Below are 18,347 nucleotides of genomic sequence, written 5' to 3'. Positions count from 1 at the left end.
CCGGCTGGACCGGATGAACTGGCAAGGCCACGCGGTCAGGACTCCTCGGCCAGGCGCAGGCTCAGGTGCCAGCCCAGGTCCCGGAACCCCAGCGCCGCCGCCACCCGGCACGATGCTTCCTCCCGCGCCCGCCACTGTGGCAGCAGGCCCTCCGCCAGCGCGTCCGACACCGCCGCCGACGCCACGCAACGGCCCAGGCCGCGACCACGCTCGGCCGGATCGGTCAGCACGGACAGGTGCGCGGTGCCGCCCGGCCAGCGGCGATAGCCGGCCGCCGCGACCACCCGCGCCTCCTCGCGGACCACGAACGCCGGCGACGTGATCTCCGCCAGGCCGGACTCGTCGGTGGCGGGCACCGAGGCGAGCAGCGCCTTCACCCCCGGATCGTCCGCGGCGACCGCATCGCACCCGGCCGCCGCGGGCCGGAACGACTCAGGCGCGAGGTACGACAGTCGGGCCGGCCCGACCTCCTCGACCACCGGCAGCCCGGCGAGCACCGCACCGGCCGACAGCCACGACTCCCGCGGCAGACAGGCCAGCGTCCGCATCGTCGGCGTGTCCGGGACCGTCGCGATGGCCACCTCACCCAGAGCGACCACCCCCACCCACCCCGGCGGGCACAGCGCCGAGCGCGGTGCGACAGCCATGTCGATGCCCGTACCCCCGAAAACCACCGGTGACCCGGCCAGCAGACACCAGAGCCGGCGGGCCCGGGTCAGCAGTGGATCATCGGTCATTGCCGCATCATGTCAAGACGCCGGCAAATGTGTCCACATCGCGCCATGTCCGCACTGCGGCAGGCTCAGGTAACACGAACATGAATATCGAGACTCCAGGATGCGAGCAGCGAACCACCGCGCGAAGGAGTCCCCCATGTTCAGTCGTCTGCTCGCCGGCCTCGCCGTCGGTGTGGCGGTCCTGCCCGGAGCCGCGGTGGCCCACGGATCCCCACCCGGGACCGCGGCCACCCCCGCCGCCAAACCGACCGGCGCCCAGATCACCCTCGTCACCGGCGACACCGTCAGCCTCGTCCAGGCCGCCGACGGCCGCTACGCCGCCACCGTGCAGCCGGCCGAGGGCCGCGAGCGCATCACGTTCCACACCCTGGAGGTCGACGGCGGGCTGCGGGTCGTGCCCAGCGACGCCGTGCCCCTGATCGAAGCGAAGCGTCTCGACGTCGACCTCTTCGACGTGCGCCGGCTCATCGCGGACGGCTACGGCGACGCGGCCACCAGGACCCTGCCGCTGATCGTCCGCGGCGGCGTCAACCAGCGCACCGCACCGAACCTCCCGAGCATCGGCGCGAGCGCGATCGCACCGGCCAAGGACACCCTCGCCGACTTCTGGCGGGCCCAGACCAACCCCGCCGCCCGGACGGCGCAGGGCACCATCTGGCTCGACGGCAAGGTCCGCGCCGCCCTCGACCAGAGCGCCGCACAGATCGGCGCGCCGCAAGCGTGGCAGCGCGGCCTCGACGGGCGCGGCGTCACCGTCGCCGTGCTCGACACCGGCGTCGACGCCACCCACCCCGACCTGGTCGGCAAGGTCGCGCAGGCCCGCAACTTCAGCCTCAGCGCAGACGCGGTCGACCACCACGGCCACGGTACGCACGTCGCGTCCACCATCGCCGGCACCGGCGCCGCGTCGGACGGGCGCCGCAAGGGCATCGCGTACGGCGCGAACCTGCTCGTCGGCAAGGTCCTCGACGACAGCGGATCCGGGTACGAGTCGCAGATCATCGAGGGCATGCAGTGGGCCGTCGACAGCGGCGCCAAGGTCGTCAGCATGAGCCTCGGCGGCGAACCGACCGACGGGCTGGACCCGATGAGCCTCGCCGTCGACGAGTTGAGCGAGCGCAGCGGCGCCCTGTTCGTGATCGCGGCCGGCAACGCGGGCGGTGCCGGCACCGTCGGCGCACCGGGCGCGGCCCGCAGCGCGCTGACCGTCGGCGCCGTCGACCGCCAGGACAAGCTAGCCAGCTTCTCCAGCCGCGGCCCCCGCGTCGGCGACCAGGGCCTCAAGCCCGAGATCACCGCGCCCGGTGTCGACATCGTCGCCGCCCGCGCCGCCGGCACGACCATGGGCACGCCGGTCGACGCCCGCTACACGGCCGCGTCCGGGACCTCGATGGCGACCCCGCACGTCGCCGGCGCCGCCGCGATCCTGGCCCAGCAGCACCCGGACTGGACCGGCACGAAGATCAAGGACGCGCTGGTCAGCACAGCGGCAACCGCGCCGGATCAGCCGGTGTACGCGCAGGGCGCCGGCCGCGTCGACGTGGCCCGCGCGAGCGCACAGGCCGTCACGGGCACGGGCATCGCCGACTTCGGCCTGCACACCGTCGGCGAGCCACCGACCGACGGCAGACGCACCATCACGTACGCCAACAGCGGCAGCACCCCCGTGACCCTCGCGCTGACGGGCCCGGCCGCGGTCACGCTCAGCGCCACCACCGTCACCGTCCCCGCCGACGGCACCGCCACCGTCGACGCGACCGTCGACTTCGGCACCCTCCCAGTCGGCACCCTCAGCGGCTGGATCACCGCGACCGCCACCGGCGTGCGGGTCACCACCGCCGTCGGCGCCGTCAAGGACGGCCCGGTCCACCACGTCACGGTCCGCGCCCTGGACCGCACGGGCCAGCCGACCATGGTCCCGGTGGTGACCCTCTTCGGCGACGACGCCCGCTCCGACATCCTCGCCTGGGCCGGCGAGGGCGGTTCGACGTTCGAGGTCCGAGAGGGGACGTTCATCCTGCAGGCGGTGTTCGAGGACGGCGCCCGCAACGACGAGCAGGCCAACGTGACCCTCATCCCGGAGCTGACGGTCGACCGCGACATCGAGGTGGTCGTCGACGCCCGCAAGGGCCGCCCGATCCGGATCGAGACCCCGAAGCCGGCCGAGCAGCAGACGGTGCTCAGCTACTACGCGCACCGGGTGACGGGCACCGGCCGGTCGATCGCCCACGGCGTCATGCACTTCAGCAACGTGGAGCAGGTCAACACCGTGCCGACCGATCGGGTACGGGCGGGCAGCTTCGAGTTCTCGTCCCGCTGGCAACTGGTGGCTCCGATGGTCGAGGCGCGGGTGCCGGGCGTCAAGGGCCCGGTGGACCTCAACCTGATGGGCAACTCCCCCGCCTACGCCGGCACCCGCCGCTTCGCCCTGGCCAACTGGGGCGACCGGGACGTGCGCGGCAAGGCCGTGCTGATCCCGGCGGACGAGCAGGACGAGCTGGCCCGCATCGACGCGGCGGCCCGGGCCGGGGCGGCGGTCGCCCTGCTCGTGCGGCCACCGGACTTCTCCACGTGGACGAGCTGGACGCCGGACGGCGAACGCCTGCCGGTCGTCTCGCTGGTGCTCGACGAGCCCACCGCCGCGGCACTGACGCGACGGTCCACGTTGGAGCTCAAGCTGACCACGTCGAGCCCGTACCTCTACGACGTCATCCAGGTCTCCCCCGGGCGCATCCCCGCCCAGGTGGTGCACAAGGTGACGCCGGCCAACAGCCAGCGGGTCACGACCCGCTACGCGGACAACGGCGGTTTCGACTGGGTACGCGAGCAGCGGTTCGGCTGGCGGCCGTGGCAGGAGTACGCGTGGAACGACACGTCCCGCGACGCCCGCACGCCCTCGGTCCGGGAGGAGTGGGTGTCTGCCGGCGACTCGCTGTGGCAGCACTACGTGTCCGACGGCTACCCGTGGGGCTGGGGTCCGCTGATGACGGGCTTCCGCGACCAGCCGAAGTCGGTCAAGCCGGGGCGCTCGCAGGAGAGCTGGGGTGCGCCGGTCGTCCGGCCGACGGACCTCGGTTCGAGCCGGGTGGGCGACGTGCTGCGGCTGCGGGTGCCGGGCCTGGTCGACAGCGAAGGCCATTACGAGCACATCCCGGAGGCGAGCGCGACCCTGTGGCGCGACGGGACGGTGCTCGCCGAGCTGCCCGACGGTTGGCAGAACGTCGACACGACGCCGGGTGACGCGGCCTACCGGTTGCGGGTCACCACGGCACACGGCGGCGACGACTGGACGGTGGGCATCCGCACCTCGACGGAGTGGACGTTCCGCTCCGGTGCGGCCGGGGATCTGCCTCTGTTGACTGTGGACTATTCCGTACGCCGCGATGGTGTCGCCCTGGCCTTCAACGCGAAGCTGCGGGACCTGCGTGTCGAGGTGTCCACTGACGACGGTGCACGGTGGAAGTCGGCGTCGGTGCGGGACGGCACCGTGGTCGTGCCTTCTGGTGACACCCCGGTGTCGCTGCGGGTGCGGGCCACCGACCGGGCCGGGAACAGCATCGACCAGACCGTCATCCGCGCGTATCCCCGCGCCTGACGCTTCAGGAACGGCCCGCCGGGGCGGTCAACCAGCCTCGGCGGGCTGCCTGGAACGCCAGGCCTGTGCGGGTGTCGACGCCCGCCAGGCCCATCAGGCGGTCCAGGCGGCGCTGCACCGTCCGTTTGCTCACGCCCAGGTGCGTGGCGATGGACTTGTCGGGCAGGCCCGAGACGACCAGCGACAGCAGCAGCACCTCGGCCTCGCTCAGGTCGTCGGCCGCGGAGCCGTCGGCGCGCAGCGGGGTCGCCCGCTCCCAGAAGCTCTCGAAGAGCGCCACGAGCGCGTCGAGCAGCTCGCTGGAGCGGATCAGCGCCGCGGTCGGCTCGCCCAGATCCCGCGCCTCGTCGGGCACGAGCGGGCAGATGGCCAGCTCACGGTCGGCGATCGCGAGCCGCACCGGCAGTGCCGGCAGGGTCCGGGCGTGCTCGCCGGCCGCCATCGACGCCAGGATGCTGGGCAGCTCCCCCGGCTTCTCCAGCAGTTCCCGCTCGTAGATCGCCCGGTACCGGACCCCGCGGGCCAGCGCCGAGTCCTCCTCGGTGTTGTCCGGGCCCGCCATCGCGAGCGGGTTCGCGCGGCAGAACCAGAGGATCTCCGTGCGGGCGCCGTCCTGCATCTCCCGCAGCCGGCCCCGCAGCGCGTCGCGGCCGACGATGACCTCGACCAGGTGGTCCGCGTCGCGGCGGCGGCTGTGGCGGCGGTAGTCCTCGCTGAGCGCCGCGACCGTGCGCCGGGCGTCGTCGAGCATCTCCTGGCGGCGCAGCAGCGCGTCGCCGAGCGCCACGTCGGGTGCCAGCGGCCGGGCCACCGTGCCCGCGCTGACCAGGCCTTTTGCCCTTAACGCGGCCAGCAGTGCCGCGGCGTCGCCGGCCGGCAGGGCCGCCGCGAGCTCCGCCGTGTCGGCCTGACCGAGCCGGACCAGCAGCCGGTACGCCTCCCGTTCGGCGGCCGTGAGCAGCTCATCCATGCGGGCCACTGTACGAATGATCTCCTCGGCAGGCCGTCCCGCCCTTGTGATCAAGGGCACTGGACGGATTAACCCACCAAGGCAGTAGGTTAAGCCGAGTTATGCACCCCGATCGGAAAGACGAGCCGCCCGTGCCCACGCTCCACGCCCCCACCGCGGCGGTCGACCGCGCCCGTGCCGGCTGGCCGGCGTGGCGCGACGCCCGGATCGCGCGGGTCACCGGGCCCGAGGGCAACCTCGCGCTCGTCGAGACCATCTGGGGCGCCCGCGTCGAGGACCACCCCGGCAGCGTGCCGATCCAGCGGCGCGACCTGGTCACCGGCGGGGTCGAGCACGGTGTGCGGCGCTTCGACGCCGACTCGCCGGCCAACCGGCACTTCGCGGGCATCGACGCCTACCCGTTCGACCCGGCCTGGGTCGTCGAGGCGCGGTTCGTGCCCCAGGATCTGCCGCGACAGGTCGCGTTCGAGCACCTGCGTGACAACGGCCTGACCCGGGACCTCGCCGTGCCCGGCGACATCCTCTTCACGCTCGACGGCGTCGACTACGCCCTCGACGCGTTCGACGACGACGGGACGCTGCTGCTGGTCTTCGGCGACGAGACCAACGGCGTCACCTCGTACGGCGCGGGCCGGTTCCTGATCGTGCCGCGCGCTCCCGGCGCCGACCGGGTCGTGCTCGACTTCAACCAGGCCTACGTGCCGCCGTGCGGTTTCTCCGGGCAATACAACTGTCCCATGCCGCCGCGGCAGAACCGCTTCCGCCGGCCGGTCACCGCCGGCGAGAAGCTGCCACTTTTCCGCGGCGGCTTCCAGGCGCACTGAACCCCCCATTTCTTTTTTGCATGCCGGAGACAAACACGTGAAGAAGCAACGAATCGCGCTGCTCGGCGCCGCCCTCGCGACCGCTGTGGCCTTGGCGGCCTGCGGCTCGGCCGGCGGTGGCGCCGCCACTGCCGGCGCGTCCGCCGACCCCAATGCCGTCGTCCAGGTCGGCTCCCTCTACGAACCGCAGAACCTCGACAACACCGCCGGCGGCGGTCAGGGCATCACCGAGGCGTTCAACGGCAACGTCTACGAAGGGCTGTTCCGGCTGACCGACGACGGCAAGGTCGAGCCGCTGCTGGCCGCCGCGCACACGGTCAGCCCCGACGGCCTCGTGTATACGTTCACCCTTCGCGATGGTGTGACCTTTCACTCGGGGAAGCAACTCACCTCCGCCGACGTGAAATACAGCATCGAGAAGGTGCTCGCTCCCGACTCCAAGTCGGCGCGCAAGAGCAGCTTCCCGGAGATCAAGCAGATCGCCACGCCGGACCCGAAGACCGTCACGATCACCCTGGCCACCCGGTCGATCTCGTTCGTCTACAACCTGAGCTACGTCTGGATCGTCAACGACCAGGCCGGCAACCTGCAGGCCAAGGAGGACGGCACCGGCCCCTACAAGCTCGACAGCTGGAAGCGCGGCTCGTCACTGTCGCTGACGAAGAGCCCCTCCTACTGGGGCACGCCGGCCACCAACGGCGGCGTGGTGTTCCACTATTTCACTGACGGCAGTGCCCTCGACAACGCACTGCTGACCAACGCCGTCGACGTCGTCACCAGCGAGCAGAACCCGGACGCGCTGGCACAGTTCACCGACAACCCGGCCTACAAGGTCAACGACGGGAAGTCGACCACCAAGCTGCTCCTCGCGTTCAACGACCGGGTCGCGCCGTTCAACGACGTGAAGGTGCGCAAGGCGGTCAGCGCCGCCATCGACGACAAGAAGCTGCTGCAGTCGATCTGGGGCGACCACGGCACGCTGATCGGCTCGATGGTGCCGCCGAGCGACCCGTGGCACACCGACCTGACCGGCGTCAACGCGTACAACGTGGACGAAGCCCGGAAGCTGTTGGCCGACGCCGGGCACGCCGGCGGGTTCTCGTTCACATTGGACACGCCCAACTACGACCCGCACCCCACCGTCGCGGCGTTCGTCAAGTCGGAGCTGGCCAAGGTCGGCATCACGGTCAACATCAACGTGATCACGCCCGACCAGTGGTACACGAAGGTCTACCAGAACAAGGACTTCACGGCGACGCTGCAGGAGCACGTCAACGACCGCGACGTCGTCTGGTACGGCGACCCGTCCTTCTACTGGGGTTACGACAACCCGCAGGTCACCGACTGGATCAAGCAGGCCGAGCAGGCGTCCTCGGAGGCCGACCAGACCGAGCTGCTCAAGAAGGCCGACCGCCAGATCGCCGAGGACGCCGCGAGCGACTGGCTCTACCTCTACCCGCAGATCGTGGTCGCGTCGACAAAGCTGTCCGGCTACCCGGTCAACGGGCTCAACTCGCAGTTCTTCGCATACGGCATCAGCAAGGGATGACCCGCTATCTGGTGCGGCGGGCGGCGCTGCTGGTCGGCACGCTCTTCCTGGCCAGCATCGTGCTGTTCGTGCTGCTGCGGCTGTTGCCCGGCGACCCGGCCAACGCGCTGCTGTCCGTCGGCGCGACGCCCGACCAGGTCGCCGCCGCCCGCCACCAGATCGGCACCGACCGGCCGCTGCCGGCACAGTTCGGGCACTGGCTGTCCCAGCTCGCCACCCTCCACTTCGGCACGTCGTTCGTCAGCTCGCTGCCGGTCGGCCCGGAGATCGTCAGCCGCCTGGCGGTCACGGTGCCGCTGACGCTGGCCGCGTTCGTGCTCGCGGTGGTGGTGGCGGTGCCGGTCGGGTTCGTCGCCGCGCACCGGTCACACACCTGGTACGGCGGGCTCGTCGGGGTCGTGTCGCAGCTCGGCATCGCCGTACCCGCGTTCTGGCTGGGTCTGCTATTGGTCTGGCTGTTCGCGCTGCGGCTGCGTGTCCTCCCGGCCGGCGGGTTCCCCCCGGCCGGGTGGTCCGCCTTCGGTGACGCTCTCACCGCCCTGGTGCTCCCGGTGGTCACCGTCGCTGTCGTGATGGCCGCGTCGCTGATCCGGTACGTGCGGTCGGCGACCCTCGACGTGCTGGGCAGCGACCACATCCGGACCGCGCGGGCGCTCGGCTCGTCGTTCGTGGGCGCGATGTGGCGGCACGGCGTACGCAACGCGGCCGTGCCGGTGGTCTCGGTGCTCGGCATCGAACTGGCCACCACGTTCCTGGGCGCGGTGGTCATCGAGAGCGTGTTCGCGCTGCCCGGGCTCGGCAGCCTGCTGGTCCGCGGCATCGCGCAGCACGACTACCCGGTGATCCAGGGTGTGCTGTTCGTCAGCACGTTCGCGGTGCTGGTCGTCGGCTTCCTGGCGGACGTGGCGCAGCGGCTGATCGACCCACGCCTGCGCGGCGCGGTGGCCCGGCGATGAGACGCCGAGCCTTCCTCGTCACGGGCATCGTGCTGGTGGCCGTCGTGCTGGCGGTCGCGCTGCTGTCGCTGTTCTGGACGCCGTTCCCGGCCGCGGACACCACGGGCGGCCGGCTCGAAGGCCCCGGCGCCCACCACCTCCTCGGCACCGACAAGCTCGGCCGCGACCTGCTCACCAGGCTGATGATCGGCGCCCGGATCGCGGTCGCCGTGGGCGCCGGCGCGGTGGCACTCGGCGCGCTGCTGGGCGGCGCGGCCGGATTGCTCGCCGCGTTCGCCAACCGCTGGCTCGACGACTCACTCGCGGCGTTGCTGGACATCCTGATCGCCTTCCCCACGCTGCTCCTGGCGATGCTGGTGGTAGCGGCCCGCGGCGCGTCCCTGGCGTCGGCGATCGTGGCGATCGGCCTCGCGATGTCGGCGATCGTCGCCCGACTTACCCGCGTGCTGGCCAAGCGCGTGCTGGCGATGGACTACGTGACCGCGGCCCGGACGTCCGGTGTGAGCTGGCCCCGGATCGTGTGGGCGCACGTGCTGCCGAACATCTGGCCGACGCTGGCCGTGAACCTCGCGCTCCAGTTCGGCCTGGCGGTGCTGGCCGAGGCCAGCCTGTCGTACCTGGGTCTCGGCCCACCGCCACCCAACGCGTCCTGGGGCCGGCTGCTCCAGGAGGCGCAGTCGACGGTCCTGACGGCACCGGTGGGCGCGATCGCCCCCGGCGTGCTGCTGGTGGTGCTGGTGGTCGGCGTGAACCTGCTCGCCGACGGCCTGCGCGACGTCGCCGACCCGACCCGGCGGAGGCACCGATGAGTCTGCTGTCGGTTTCGGATCTCAGCATTCTGTTGAAATCCGGTGAAGGTCAGCCCATTGTCGACCGCATCTCTTTCGCCCTGGAACCAGGTCAACGGTTAGGCCTCATCGGCGAGTCCGGGTCGGGGAAGTCGCTGACGACACTGGCCGTCACCGGGCTGCTGCCGCCGGGCCTGCGGGCCACGGGCAGCGTGCTGCTGGACGGAACCCAGGTCATCGGAGCCCGGGACCGGACGCTCGACCGGGTACGCGGCCACGCCGCCGCCGTCGTCTTCCAAGAGCCGTCGACCGCGCTCGACCCGCTGATGCGCCTGGGCAAACAGATCGCCGAACCGCTGCGCCGCCACCGCGGACTGCGCGGCGCGGCCCTGCGATCGGCGGTGGCCGCGGCCCTGGACGAGGTGGCCCTGCCGACCCGGGTCGCAGGCGCCTACCCGCACGAGGTCTCCGGCGGCCAACGGCAACGCGCGGCGATCGCGATGGCCCTGGCCTGCCGCCCGAAGCTGCTGATCGCCGACGAACCGACGACGGCCTTGGACGTCACGGTCCAGGCGGAAGTGCTCGCCCTGCTGGACCGCCTGGCAGCGGCCCACGACATGGCCCTGCTCTTCGTCAGCCACGACCTGGCGGTGATCGGCAAGGTCACGGACGAGGTGCTGGTCCTGTCCCAAGGCCGCGCCGTCCGCACCGGCCCGCTGGCTGAGGTCCTGTCCAACCCGGGCGACGACTACACCCGTTCCCTGGTGGCCAGCGCGCGCCGCCTCGACGCCGCCCTCGACCTGACTCCGGAGGTGTCAGATGATTCTCGAGGCGCGTGACGTCGGGTTCCGGTATGCCGACGGCGCTCCCGTACTCAGCGGCGTCTCGTTCGGGGTGACTCCTGGGCGGAGTGTGGCGCTGGTGGGTGAGTCGGCGGCCGGGAAGACCACGCTGCTGCGCCTGCTGCTCGGGCTGCGCCGCCCGACCTCGGGCGTCGTGCTCTTCCAGGGTCAGCCGCTGCCGACCGGTCATCGGGCCGCCCGGCCGTTCCGGCGGCACGTGCAGACGGTGTTCCAGGACCCGTACTCCTCCTTGGACCCTCGGCAGAAGGTTTCGCGGATCGTCGCGGAGCCGTTGCGGGCGTTGGGTTTCACCGACCACGGGTCGCGGGTGGCGGCGGCTCTGGACGCGGTCGGCCTGCCGGCGGACACCGCGGACCGCTATCCGCACGAGTTCTCCGGCGGTCAGCGCCAGCGGATCGCGATCGCCCGCGCCATCGCCGTGGAGCCGACGGTGCTGCTCGCAGACGAGCCGGTGAGCGCTCTGGACGTGACCACCAAGGTCCGTGTCATCGACCTGTTGGCTGAGCTGCGCGCGACCCGCGGCCTGACCCTGGTCATGGTCTCCCACGACCTGGCCGCGGTGGCCAGCCTCTGCGACGACACGGTCGTGCTCGAACGCGGGCGTGTGGTGGAGCAGGGTCCGACGAGCGAGGTGCTCGGCGGTCCGCGGGATCCGTACACCCAGCGGCTGATCGCGAGCATTCCCCGCCTACCTCGATAGGCCCGCGGCCGAACACACCCGTCTCGGCGTCGGCGCCGCTCTCCTCCTTGCGACTGCCGGCACGTCGCCTAGAGCATCCTAGGACAAACGACCCTGGCTGTTGCGGGTTCGGCTTCCTGGGCCGCCGCCTCGCGCTCTGTCAGGCGGGTTTGCGGTGCATGCGGTAGTGGAGGACTAGGAACGGTAGGCCGAAGACGCTGAAGGCGTGGTCCGCGACCAGGTCTCCGTCCGCGGTGACGAAGACATCGAGCCGCTCCGCGAAACCGTGCACGCTCAATGCCGTCAGCCGTCGGGTCTCCGCGTCGACGTACGTCAGGTAGTGGCCGGGCTGGTCGCCCTGTCCGCGGCTGGTCAACGTCAGCCCGCCGTCGGGACGGGTCCGAGGTTCCAGCGTCGCCGTGAAACTCGCTTGGGGCAGCGGGAAGCCGACGCTCACGTACCCGCTGTCCTTGTGTCGATAGGTGGTGTAGATGCCGACGTAGATCGGCTCGTCGGTGTCGGCGAACGACCGGATCCAACCCCGGACGCTGACCGTCGCGTCCTCCCGGCGCGTGATGGTGTCGATCCGGCTCAGGATGCCGCGCTGGGTCTCGCGCTGGTTCATCGGCACGTTCGCCTGGCCGAGCGGCCGCGCCACCACCGTGCGGTAGAGCAGGTAGCCCGGACGCACCCACAGTCGCCACTGCGGCACGATGTCGAGCGCGAAGCGGGTCGTGTGCTCGTAGAACTCCCGCACCCGCGGATCCACCCCACCTGGAGCGAACGCGGGGCCGGCCAGGTCGTCGAGGCTGGCGACGATACCGATGTCGGGGGTGGCGGGGTGGTAGTCGCCGCCCACGACCGCCGCCAACTCGCGCACGTAGCCGGTGCCGACGTAGCGGCTGCGGGCCTCGAGCGGCACGACGAACGGCAGGTCCGCCGGATCGACGTCCTCCGCGAGCAGGCTCACCTGGGCGTCGCGGAAGATCAAAGCGGAGGTGGTACGGAAGACGACCACCGTCACGGCGGCGACCACCGCGGCCGGCACATCGCCCCAGAGCGCACCCAGCGCCCAACCGACCCCGGCGCCGAGCAGCGGCCCGAGCACGACCTTGTGTGGCCGGATGCCCAACAGCCCGACGAGCGCCCCGGCGAGAACACCGACGACGACGGGGCCGAGCCCGGTCAGCCGGCCCACCACCCAGCCGAGCGGGGCGACGAGCGCGGCGCTCATGACGATGCGGGACCAGAGCGCCGGAATCTCGCCGGGCTTCTGAAGGGTCCGCGCGACCACGTCGGCGGCCGCGAGCACCGCGGCGCCGGCCACCCCGCCGATGACGATCGCGGTGGTGCCCCAACCAGCCGTCAGCGCCACGCCGGCGAGCGCACCGATCGCACCGGCGAACACGGCCGATCCGCGCCGGTCCGGGCCCTTTCGCCTACCCTCGGTTTCCACGCCTAAGGTCTACATCACGCCGGGACCACGCCAGCGGTCACCTCGCCTGCCAGCCGGGGTCGTGGTGACGCGTCAGCAGTGGCAGCGCTACGCGGCAACCATCCCGAACGCCCCCGGACATCCTGTGCCGCCTGCGGGTCACGCCTCAGACGCAGGCCGACCGGATCACTCGCCGTGGCGTCCTCGATGCCGTCGACGGCGGAACCAACGACGACATGGTGGCCGGACTCCCTGGGCCCTGCCGCCCACTTGACAGCGGTCCGACCAGGGGAAGCGTCCGGACAATTCGAGGATCTACTACGAGGCCCTCGGGCCGCACGGCTGAGAACCCCGAGACACTAGGTTGGGACGACCCGGTAGTGGGTGGCGAGGCGGCGGTCCTCGTCGAGGACGTGGTAGGCCAACATCGGCGGCAGGTCCTCGTCGATCGGCGCCGCGGCGGGCTCGAACGGCAGCCTGATCGTCGACACCACGCCGGGCGCGACCAGCAATGGCCGGCCCGCGAAGATGCTGGCGGCAGGCGTATGGGCGTGGCCGCAGAGGAGGGCCACCACGTTGGGGTGTGCGCCGACCACCTCGGCCAGCCGCTCCGTGGCGAACTGCCGGATGCGGTCGACGTAGGGCACGCCCAGCACGGTCGGCGGGTGGTGGAAGCAGACGAAAGCCGGCAGGTCCGCGGCGGCCGTCAGCTCCGCGTCGAGCCAGTCGAGGGTCTCCGCGGCGAGCACACCGTCGTGGCGGCCCGGGATGCTCGAGTCGCACATCGCGAACAGCGCCCCGCCGATGCGGTGGGCGCGGTTGATCGGCGTGTCGCTCGGCGGCTCGTCCAGCATCACCTTGCGGTACGCACCGCGGGCGTCATGGTTGCCCGGGCACAGCAACACCGGAGCGGGCAACGCGAGCAGCTCACGGGCCAGCGCGTACTCCGCCTCCGTGCCGTGGTCCGCGATGTCTCCCGTCACCAGCACCACGTCCGGCGGCGTCCGCAGCCCGCCGAGCTCGCGAACGACCTGTTCGACGCGACGCCGGCTGCGCTCCCCGTCGTCGACGTGGATGTCGCTCAGGTGCGCAATGATCATGCTGCCAACGTACGGACCTCGGCGCGCCCGGTGGAGGACCAAAACCTCACGCGTGGCCCTCAGGAGAAGTGCTGCAGCCTCGGCCACAGGGACGACCACGAGGCGATCGGGTCGCGGCAGACGCGTACATCGTTGTCCTGTTCCTCGTTCGGGATGTCCACCCCGTTGTCGAGGTCCCGCGCGACCTGGCACGACCCGAACAGCGCGCCCAGCGGGTCACCGTAGCCGACCGCGATCACCACCACAGTGGAGTCCGGCGGCCGGGCGCGATACCACAGCTCGTTGTGTCCACTATAGACAGCGGGAAGTCCGACCCCGAAGCGGGACAGCGCGCCCGCCTCACCGTAGTTGGCCGTCAGGATCACCGTGTGCTCCTGGTCCGACGGGGGCAGCGCCGCGTAGACGGAGGTGATCTGGTCCACGTACACCGGCCAGCCGATCTGATCGCTCGTGCCCTGGTTGATGTCCGCGATCGGTGTGCGCGCCAGCACCGCGACCGGCAGCAGCGGCAGCGCGAACACCGCCGACACGGCCACGTTGGCGGCGACGCCCGCGCCGACCAACAGTCGAGGCCAGCGCACCGCCACCGGGCAGCCCGCCGCGAACAGCGCCAGCACCAGACCCAGCGTGTAGTAAGGCTGGCCGCCGGTGACGAGCACCAGGACACAGAGGACCGGGTACGCCACAGCCAGCGCCCGCAACCCGCGCAGCCGCCACAGCCGGACCAGGCCGGCGACCCAGACCGGCACGAAGAACATCCCGATCGCCGCCAGTTGGAGGGGCGCGAACAGCACCCGGGAATCCGCGCCCTTGTCCTCGCGGATCGCCTCCGCCATCTTCAGCTGCGGCCAGTCATGGGCGATCTGGTAGACGATGTTCGGCGCGCCGACGACGACCGCCACCGCGACACCAGCCCAGAGCCACCGCGAGACCAGCACCTCGCGCGGGCCGACCACCGCCAGGGCGATGCCGATCGCCACCAGTGTCAGCACCACCAGGTGTTTGTTGTAGAGCCCGATGCCCACCCCGAGCCCCGCCGCCAGCCACCAGCGCGGGTCGCCGCGCAGCGCCCGCACCACGAACAGCAGCACCGCCGCCACGACCACCAGGTCGACCGTCGCCGTCAACAGCACGTGGCCGAAGACCAACGGGAAGGTGCCCGCCGCGCCGAGCGCCGCCAACACCTGCGCACCGGTGCGGCCGCCGAGCTCGCGGGCGAGCAGCGCCGTCAGGATCGCGGTCGCGACGACCGCCAGCGAGCCCGGGACGCGCAGCGCCCACAGGTGGTCGCCGAAGACCGCGGTCGTCAGCCGGGCGAGCAGCGGCGTCAGCGGCGGCTGGTCGACGTAGCCCCAGGCCGGATGCTCGCCGAGGAGCCGGAAGTACAGCTCGTCCCGGTGGTAGCCATAGGCGTTGCTCGTGGCCGCGACCAGCACGCCGAGCAGCACCGCGACCCCACCGACCGGACCCCATGCGACGGGTGGCCGGCCCTCCCCCGTGTCGTCCACGTGCACGACGCTAGCGGTCCGGCGGCCCCGGCGGGATCCCCCACCAATCCGACCCCGCGGCGGCACCGAACCACAGCTGTGACCGCCGAAACCGTACTCGCCGACCGGTACGTCCTCGAAGACGTCATCGGCACCGGCGGCATGGGGCGCGTCTGGCGCGGACACGACCGGATCCTCGGCCGTCCGGTCGCGGTCAAGGAGATCCTGTCGCCGGCATGGCTGCCGACCGCCACGGCCGAGGACCGCTGGCGGGCGACGCTGCGTGAGGCACAGGCGGCGTCCCGGCTGCGGCACCCCAACGTGGTCGCCGTCCTCGACGTGATCCGCACGGACAGACCATGGATCATCATGGAGTACGTTCCGGCCAGGTCGCTGCACGACGTGCTCGTGGAACGCGGACCGTTCGACCCGGCCGAGACCGCCCGGCTGGGCCTGGAGATCCTCGCCGCCCTCGACGCCGCACACCGGGCCGGCGTGATCCACCGGGACGTCAAGCCACAGAACATCCTGCTGGCCGATGACGGCCGCGTGGTACTCACCGACTTCGGCCTGGCAGTCGTCGCCGAGGGCGGCGTCACGGTCCCGGACCAGGTCCTGGGCTCGCCGGACTTCGTGGCCCCGGAGGCCGCGCGGCGCGGCCTGTCCACGATGGAATGCGACCTGTGGTCGCTGGGCGCCACCTTGTACGCACTCGTCGAAGGCGTCGGCCCGTTCCACCGCTCCACAGTGGTCGCCACCCTGACGGCCCTGGCGGTCGGCCCACCCGACCCGACGAAGCGCGCCGGCCCGCTGGCCCCGGCGATCCTGCGGCTGCTGGAGCGCGACCCGGCGATCCGGGCCCGGTCCGACGAGACCCGCCGGCTGCTGGCGGCCGTGGCGGAGGGCGAGATCCCGCGCCGAAACCGCCGCCACTGGCGGGCCGTCGTGGTGGGCGCGGCGGCGTTGACGCTCGCCTCGGCCGGCACCGCCGCCGCGGTCGCCCTGCCGTCGAGCCCGCCGGCCCCGCCACCCTCCGCCCACGCCTGCCTCGACGCGAAGCCCGACCCAGCCGCGACCGCACCCGACGCGGAGACCGGGGCGTTCGCGCTGCCGCAGGGCTGGCGGTGGCACACGGACGAAGTGGGCTTCACGGTGGCGGTGCCGGTCGGCTGGTCCCGCTTCGCCGCCGGCGACGCGGTCTGCTTCCGCGCCCCCCGGGGCACGGCGACCCTGGCGGTCGACCCGGCGATACGCCCGACCGCGGACCCGGCCGATCTGTGGCGCGGACAGGAGTCCGCGGCCGGCGCCCTACCGGGCTACGCCCGGCTGCGGATCGGCCCGGTCCGCGCGGCGGAGGGCGGCGCCGACTGGGAGTTCACCTGGAACGCCGCCCAGCCGAGACACGCCCGCCGCATCACGGTCACAACCGAACCAGGCCGTGCCTACGCACTGTCGTGGTTCACCGACGACACGAACTGGCCCACCGACGCGCCACGCTTCCGCCTGGTAGCCAGCAGCTACCGCGGCCCGTCCTGACGAACCGACAAATCCCGCAGTCGGGGAAAGGTCAGACGATAAACCTGGTTCACCAGCGACACGGACTAACCCACGGACCTCCGGCGTCGTAGCCAGCGGCTACCGCCGACCGGACGGAGGGCGACTCCGCGGTCCAGAAGGGTCAGACCACGAACCTGTTTCACCAACGACCGAGCTGGCCAACCGACGAACCCGCGCACGCGCCTTCTGGCCAGCAGCTACCGCCGCCACTGTCGTCTGGCCGGAACGACGGAACCCGCCGGCTGGGTGGTCGGCGGGTTCCGTGGTTCGAGAACGTCAGGCGACGAAGCGCGTTCGGCGGCGGCGGAACAGGATGAAGCCGGTCGCGCCCGCGGCGATCAGGAGGGCGCCGACGCTGCCGATCACCGTTGCCACCGGGCCCGTGACCGGCAGGCCACCACCGCCGCCGCCACCGCCAGGTGCCGGGCCCAGGACGATCTCGGCCGAGTCGTTGGCCGGGTTCGAGTCGCCGGCGACCTTGACCGTGATCATGCCCTTCGCGCCCGGGACCACGCGTTCGATTCGGAGCAGGAACGAGTAGAAGACCGTGTCGCCCGGGTTTACGTCGCCGAAGACCAGGCAGCCGTACTCGCGTGCGCCGCCGCGGCCGAAGGCCTCCGGCGCCGGTGGCCACGGGTCGCCCGACGAGTACGGCGCGCACTCCGTCGACGCCCCGCCGACGACGCCCTCCGGGAAGACGATCCGCACGATCGGCTCGTCCTGCTGGGGCTGCTGCTCCAGGATGGCCGGTCCGAGGTTGCGGAAGGCCGGGTCGAACGCGATGCCCTCGGGGTCGATGGTGTCCTGGGGGATGGTGCCGCCCGTGGCGGCGAGGTCGACCGGCTGGTTTCCGCCGACCGTGATGTCGACGGACGACGAGTTGTCGCTGATGTCCGTGTCGGTCTGCGGCGCCCGGCGGGCGTTGGCCGTCTCTTCGAGGCGCACCGCAGCTCCGGCGCCGGGCGTGGCCGGTACGCCGCCGCCGATCCAGGAGTCCTTGATCAGGTCCCAGTCTGCCTCGGTGTACCACGTCGAGGCCACGTGGAACACGGCGCCGGTGCGGGCGAGCCGGTCGACCGCGTACGGAAGCTCGTCGGACAGCGCGTAGTTCCGGCCCGCCTCGAGCGGCTGCGAGAACGCGCACACGACGAAATAGTCGCCGTAGTTGACGCAGTTGCCGAAGTCGCCGCGGTAGCGCGTGCGGGACGACAACGGCGAGAGGACGAGGACCGAACCCTCCACCGTGGACCCGCCGACGTTGGACACCGGCTGGTTGGCCGTGGCGACGCCGCCGGGGTCGGCGGTCACCGCGACCGGCGGACCGGCGGCGAGGTTGCTCGCCTGCGCGATCGTGACGACCGAGTTGCCCGACACCGTGGTGCCATCGTTCGAAGCGGTCAACGCGATCGTGCCCGTGCTGCCAAGCGCCGCGCCCGGGTGGCCGTACACCTGGTAGCGGAGCGTCTCGAAGTAGGTGTTCTCGTTCGCCTGGACCACGCAGCGGATCATCGTGCCCCGCGGCACGTCGCAGTCCCAGCCGGAACCGCTCACGTCGACGTCCGCGACGTCGAGCGCGGTGGAGTCGATCACCACCGAGATCTCGCCGGTCACGCCCGTCTGGCCGCGGACGCGCAGCTCGCCTCCGGCGCTGAAATCCGGCGCGACGAGCAGGTCGGCCGTGTCGATCTCGATGCCCGGCGCGGCGTGGGCGGGAAGGGCGGTCGCGGCGACGAACGCGCCGGCGGCCGCGAGACCGGCGAGCAACCGGCGGGCGGTGGTCATCGACATGGGTGTCCTCCGTGAAGAG

Annotated in this window: 14 protein-coding genes; 8 read left to right on the top strand and 6 right to left on the bottom strand. The window is 72.0% G+C overall.

Translation table 11 applies throughout. From position 1 onward, the window contains the following. Window positions 1–35 precede the first annotated feature (35 nt). Window positions 36–737 carry a GNAT family N-acetyltransferase gene (locus Air01nite_RS13140; protein ID WP_203702357.1) on the bottom strand — a complete coding sequence of 234 codons (702 nt, stop codon included), beginning with the start codon at window positions 735–737 and terminating at the stop codon, window positions 36–38. A 136-nt stretch (window positions 738–873) separates the two neighbouring features. Between Air01nite_RS13140 and Air01nite_RS13135 the strand changes: the two genes are divergently transcribed. Next, window positions 874–4,332 (top strand): S8 family peptidase, encoded by a 3,459-nt coding sequence (locus Air01nite_RS13135; protein WP_203702356.1) that lies wholly within the window; start codon window positions 874–876, stop codon window positions 4,330–4,332. 4 nt (window positions 4,333–4,336) lie between these two features. Here Air01nite_RS13135 and Air01nite_RS13130 read toward each other — a convergent pair whose 3' ends face one another. Further along, window positions 4,337–5,302 carry a helix-turn-helix domain-containing protein gene (locus Air01nite_RS13130; RefSeq protein ID WP_203702355.1) on the bottom strand — a complete coding sequence of 322 codons (966 nt, stop codon included), beginning with the start codon at window positions 5,300–5,302 and terminating at the stop codon, window positions 4,337–4,339. Window positions 5,303–5,433: 131 nt separating this feature from the next. Between Air01nite_RS13130 and Air01nite_RS13125 the strand changes: the two genes are divergently transcribed. The 6 genes from Air01nite_RS13125 to Air01nite_RS13100 are packed head-to-tail and all read left to right on the top strand — an operon-like array spanning window position 5,434 to window position 10,982. Beyond that, the gene (locus Air01nite_RS13125; protein WP_239090684.1) at window positions 5,434–6,126 is read left to right on the top strand and encodes a DUF1684 domain-containing protein; all 693 of its coding nucleotides are present in this window, start codon (window positions 5,434–5,436) and stop codon (window positions 6,124–6,126) included. A gap of 37 nt (window positions 6,127–6,163) precedes the next feature. After that, window positions 6,164–7,675 (top strand): ABC transporter substrate-binding protein, encoded by a 1,512-nt coding sequence (locus tag Air01nite_RS13120; protein WP_203702353.1) that lies wholly within the window; start codon window positions 6,164–6,166, stop codon window positions 7,673–7,675. After that, entirely contained in the window at window positions 7,672–8,631 is a 960-nt protein-coding gene (locus tag Air01nite_RS13115) for an ABC transporter permease (RefSeq protein WP_203702351.1), read from the top strand. The genes Air01nite_RS13120 and Air01nite_RS13115 overlap by 4 nt, the downstream gene beginning before the upstream one ends. Beyond that, on the top strand, window positions 8,628–9,440 hold the full coding sequence (locus tag Air01nite_RS13110) for an ABC transporter permease (protein WP_203702349.1): 813 nt from the start codon (window positions 8,628–8,630) through the stop codon (window positions 9,438–9,440). The genes Air01nite_RS13115 and Air01nite_RS13110 overlap by 4 nt, the downstream gene beginning before the upstream one ends. Beyond that, a complete protein-coding gene (locus Air01nite_RS13105; RefSeq protein WP_203702347.1) occupies window positions 9,437–10,258 on the top strand; it encodes an ATP-binding cassette domain-containing protein in 822 nt (273 codons plus the stop codon). Before Air01nite_RS13110 ends, Air01nite_RS13105 begins: the two co-directional genes overlap by 4 nt. Further along, window positions 10,239–10,982 carry an ABC transporter ATP-binding protein gene (locus Air01nite_RS13100; RefSeq protein WP_203702345.1) on the top strand — a complete coding sequence of 248 codons (744 nt, stop codon included), beginning with the start codon at window positions 10,239–10,241 and terminating at the stop codon, window positions 10,980–10,982. Before Air01nite_RS13105 ends, Air01nite_RS13100 begins: the two co-directional genes overlap by 20 nt. Before the next feature lie 139 nt (window positions 10,983–11,121). On the opposite strand, the gene Air01nite_RS13095 is transcribed toward Air01nite_RS13100, so the two are convergent. The 3 genes from Air01nite_RS13095 to Air01nite_RS13085 form a co-directional block, all read right to left on the bottom strand. Further along, on the bottom strand, window positions 11,122–12,369 hold the full coding sequence (locus Air01nite_RS13095; protein ID WP_203702343.1) for a hypothetical protein: 1,248 nt from the start codon (window positions 12,367–12,369) through the stop codon (window positions 11,122–11,124). 386 nt (window positions 12,370–12,755) lie between these two features. Continuing rightward, a complete protein-coding gene (locus tag Air01nite_RS13090) occupies window positions 12,756–13,496 on the bottom strand; it encodes a metallophosphoesterase (RefSeq protein WP_203702341.1) in 741 nt (246 codons plus the stop codon). 59 nt (window positions 13,497–13,555) lie between these two features. After that, the gene (locus Air01nite_RS13085) at window positions 13,556–15,004 is read right to left on the bottom strand and encodes a glycosyltransferase family 39 protein (protein ID WP_203702339.1); all 1,449 of its coding nucleotides are present in this window, start codon (window positions 15,002–15,004) and stop codon (window positions 13,556–13,558) included. 78 nt (window positions 15,005–15,082) lie between these two features. On the opposite strand from Air01nite_RS13085, the gene Air01nite_RS13080 reads away from it, so the two are divergent. Then, on the top strand, window positions 15,083–16,519 hold the full coding sequence (locus Air01nite_RS13080; RefSeq protein ID WP_203702337.1) for a serine/threonine-protein kinase: 1,437 nt from the start codon (window positions 15,083–15,085) through the stop codon (window positions 16,517–16,519). A gap of 297 nt (window positions 16,520–16,816) precedes the next feature. On the opposite strand, the gene Air01nite_RS13075 is transcribed toward Air01nite_RS13080, so the two are convergent. After that, window positions 16,817–18,328, bottom strand: coding sequence for a hypothetical protein (locus Air01nite_RS13075; RefSeq protein ID WP_203702335.1), 1,512 nt, complete (start codon window positions 18,326–18,328; stop codon window positions 16,817–16,819). Window positions 18,329–18,347: the final 19 nt, after the last annotated feature.

The organism is Asanoa iriomotensis (assembly GCF_016862515.1).
GTDB lineage: Bacteria > Actinomycetota > Actinomycetes > Mycobacteriales > Micromonosporaceae > Asanoa > Asanoa iriomotensis.
The sequence above is the reverse complement of the archived record's forward strand: the minus strand, read 5'-3'. Positions and strand labels throughout refer to the sequence as shown.

Excerpts from the sequence above, each read along its gene's own strand:
- Air01nite_RS13140 (WP_203702357.1), bottom strand. The coding sequence starts at position 737 with ATGACCGATGATCCACTGCTGACCCGGGCCCGCCGGCTCTGGTGTCTG.
- Air01nite_RS13135 (WP_203702356.1), top strand. The coding sequence starts at position 874 with ATGTTCAGTCGTCTGCTCGCCGGCCTCGCCGTCGGTGTGGCGGTCCTG.
- Air01nite_RS13130 (WP_203702355.1), bottom strand. The coding sequence starts at position 5,302 with ATGGATGAGCTGCTCACGGCCGCCGAACGGGAGGCGTACCGGCTGCTG.
- Air01nite_RS13115 (WP_203702351.1), top strand. The coding sequence starts at position 7,672 with ATGACCCGCTATCTGGTGCGGCGGGCGGCGCTGCTGGTCGGCACGCTC.
- Air01nite_RS13110 (WP_203702349.1), top strand. The coding sequence starts at position 8,628 with ATGAGACGCCGAGCCTTCCTCGTCACGGGCATCGTGCTGGTGGCCGTC.
- Air01nite_RS13105 (WP_203702347.1), top strand. The coding sequence starts at position 9,437 with ATGAGTCTGCTGTCGGTTTCGGATCTCAGCATTCTGTTGAAATCCGGT.
- Air01nite_RS13100 (WP_203702345.1), top strand. The coding sequence starts at position 10,239 with ATGATTCTCGAGGCGCGTGACGTCGGGTTCCGGTATGCCGACGGCGCT.
- Air01nite_RS13090 (WP_203702341.1), bottom strand. The coding sequence starts at position 13,496 with ATGATCATTGCGCACCTGAGCGACATCCACGTCGACGACGGGGAGCGC.
- Air01nite_RS13075 (WP_203702335.1), bottom strand. The coding sequence starts at position 18,328 with ATGTCGATGACCACCGCCCGCCGGTTGCTCGCCGGTCTCGCGGCCGCC.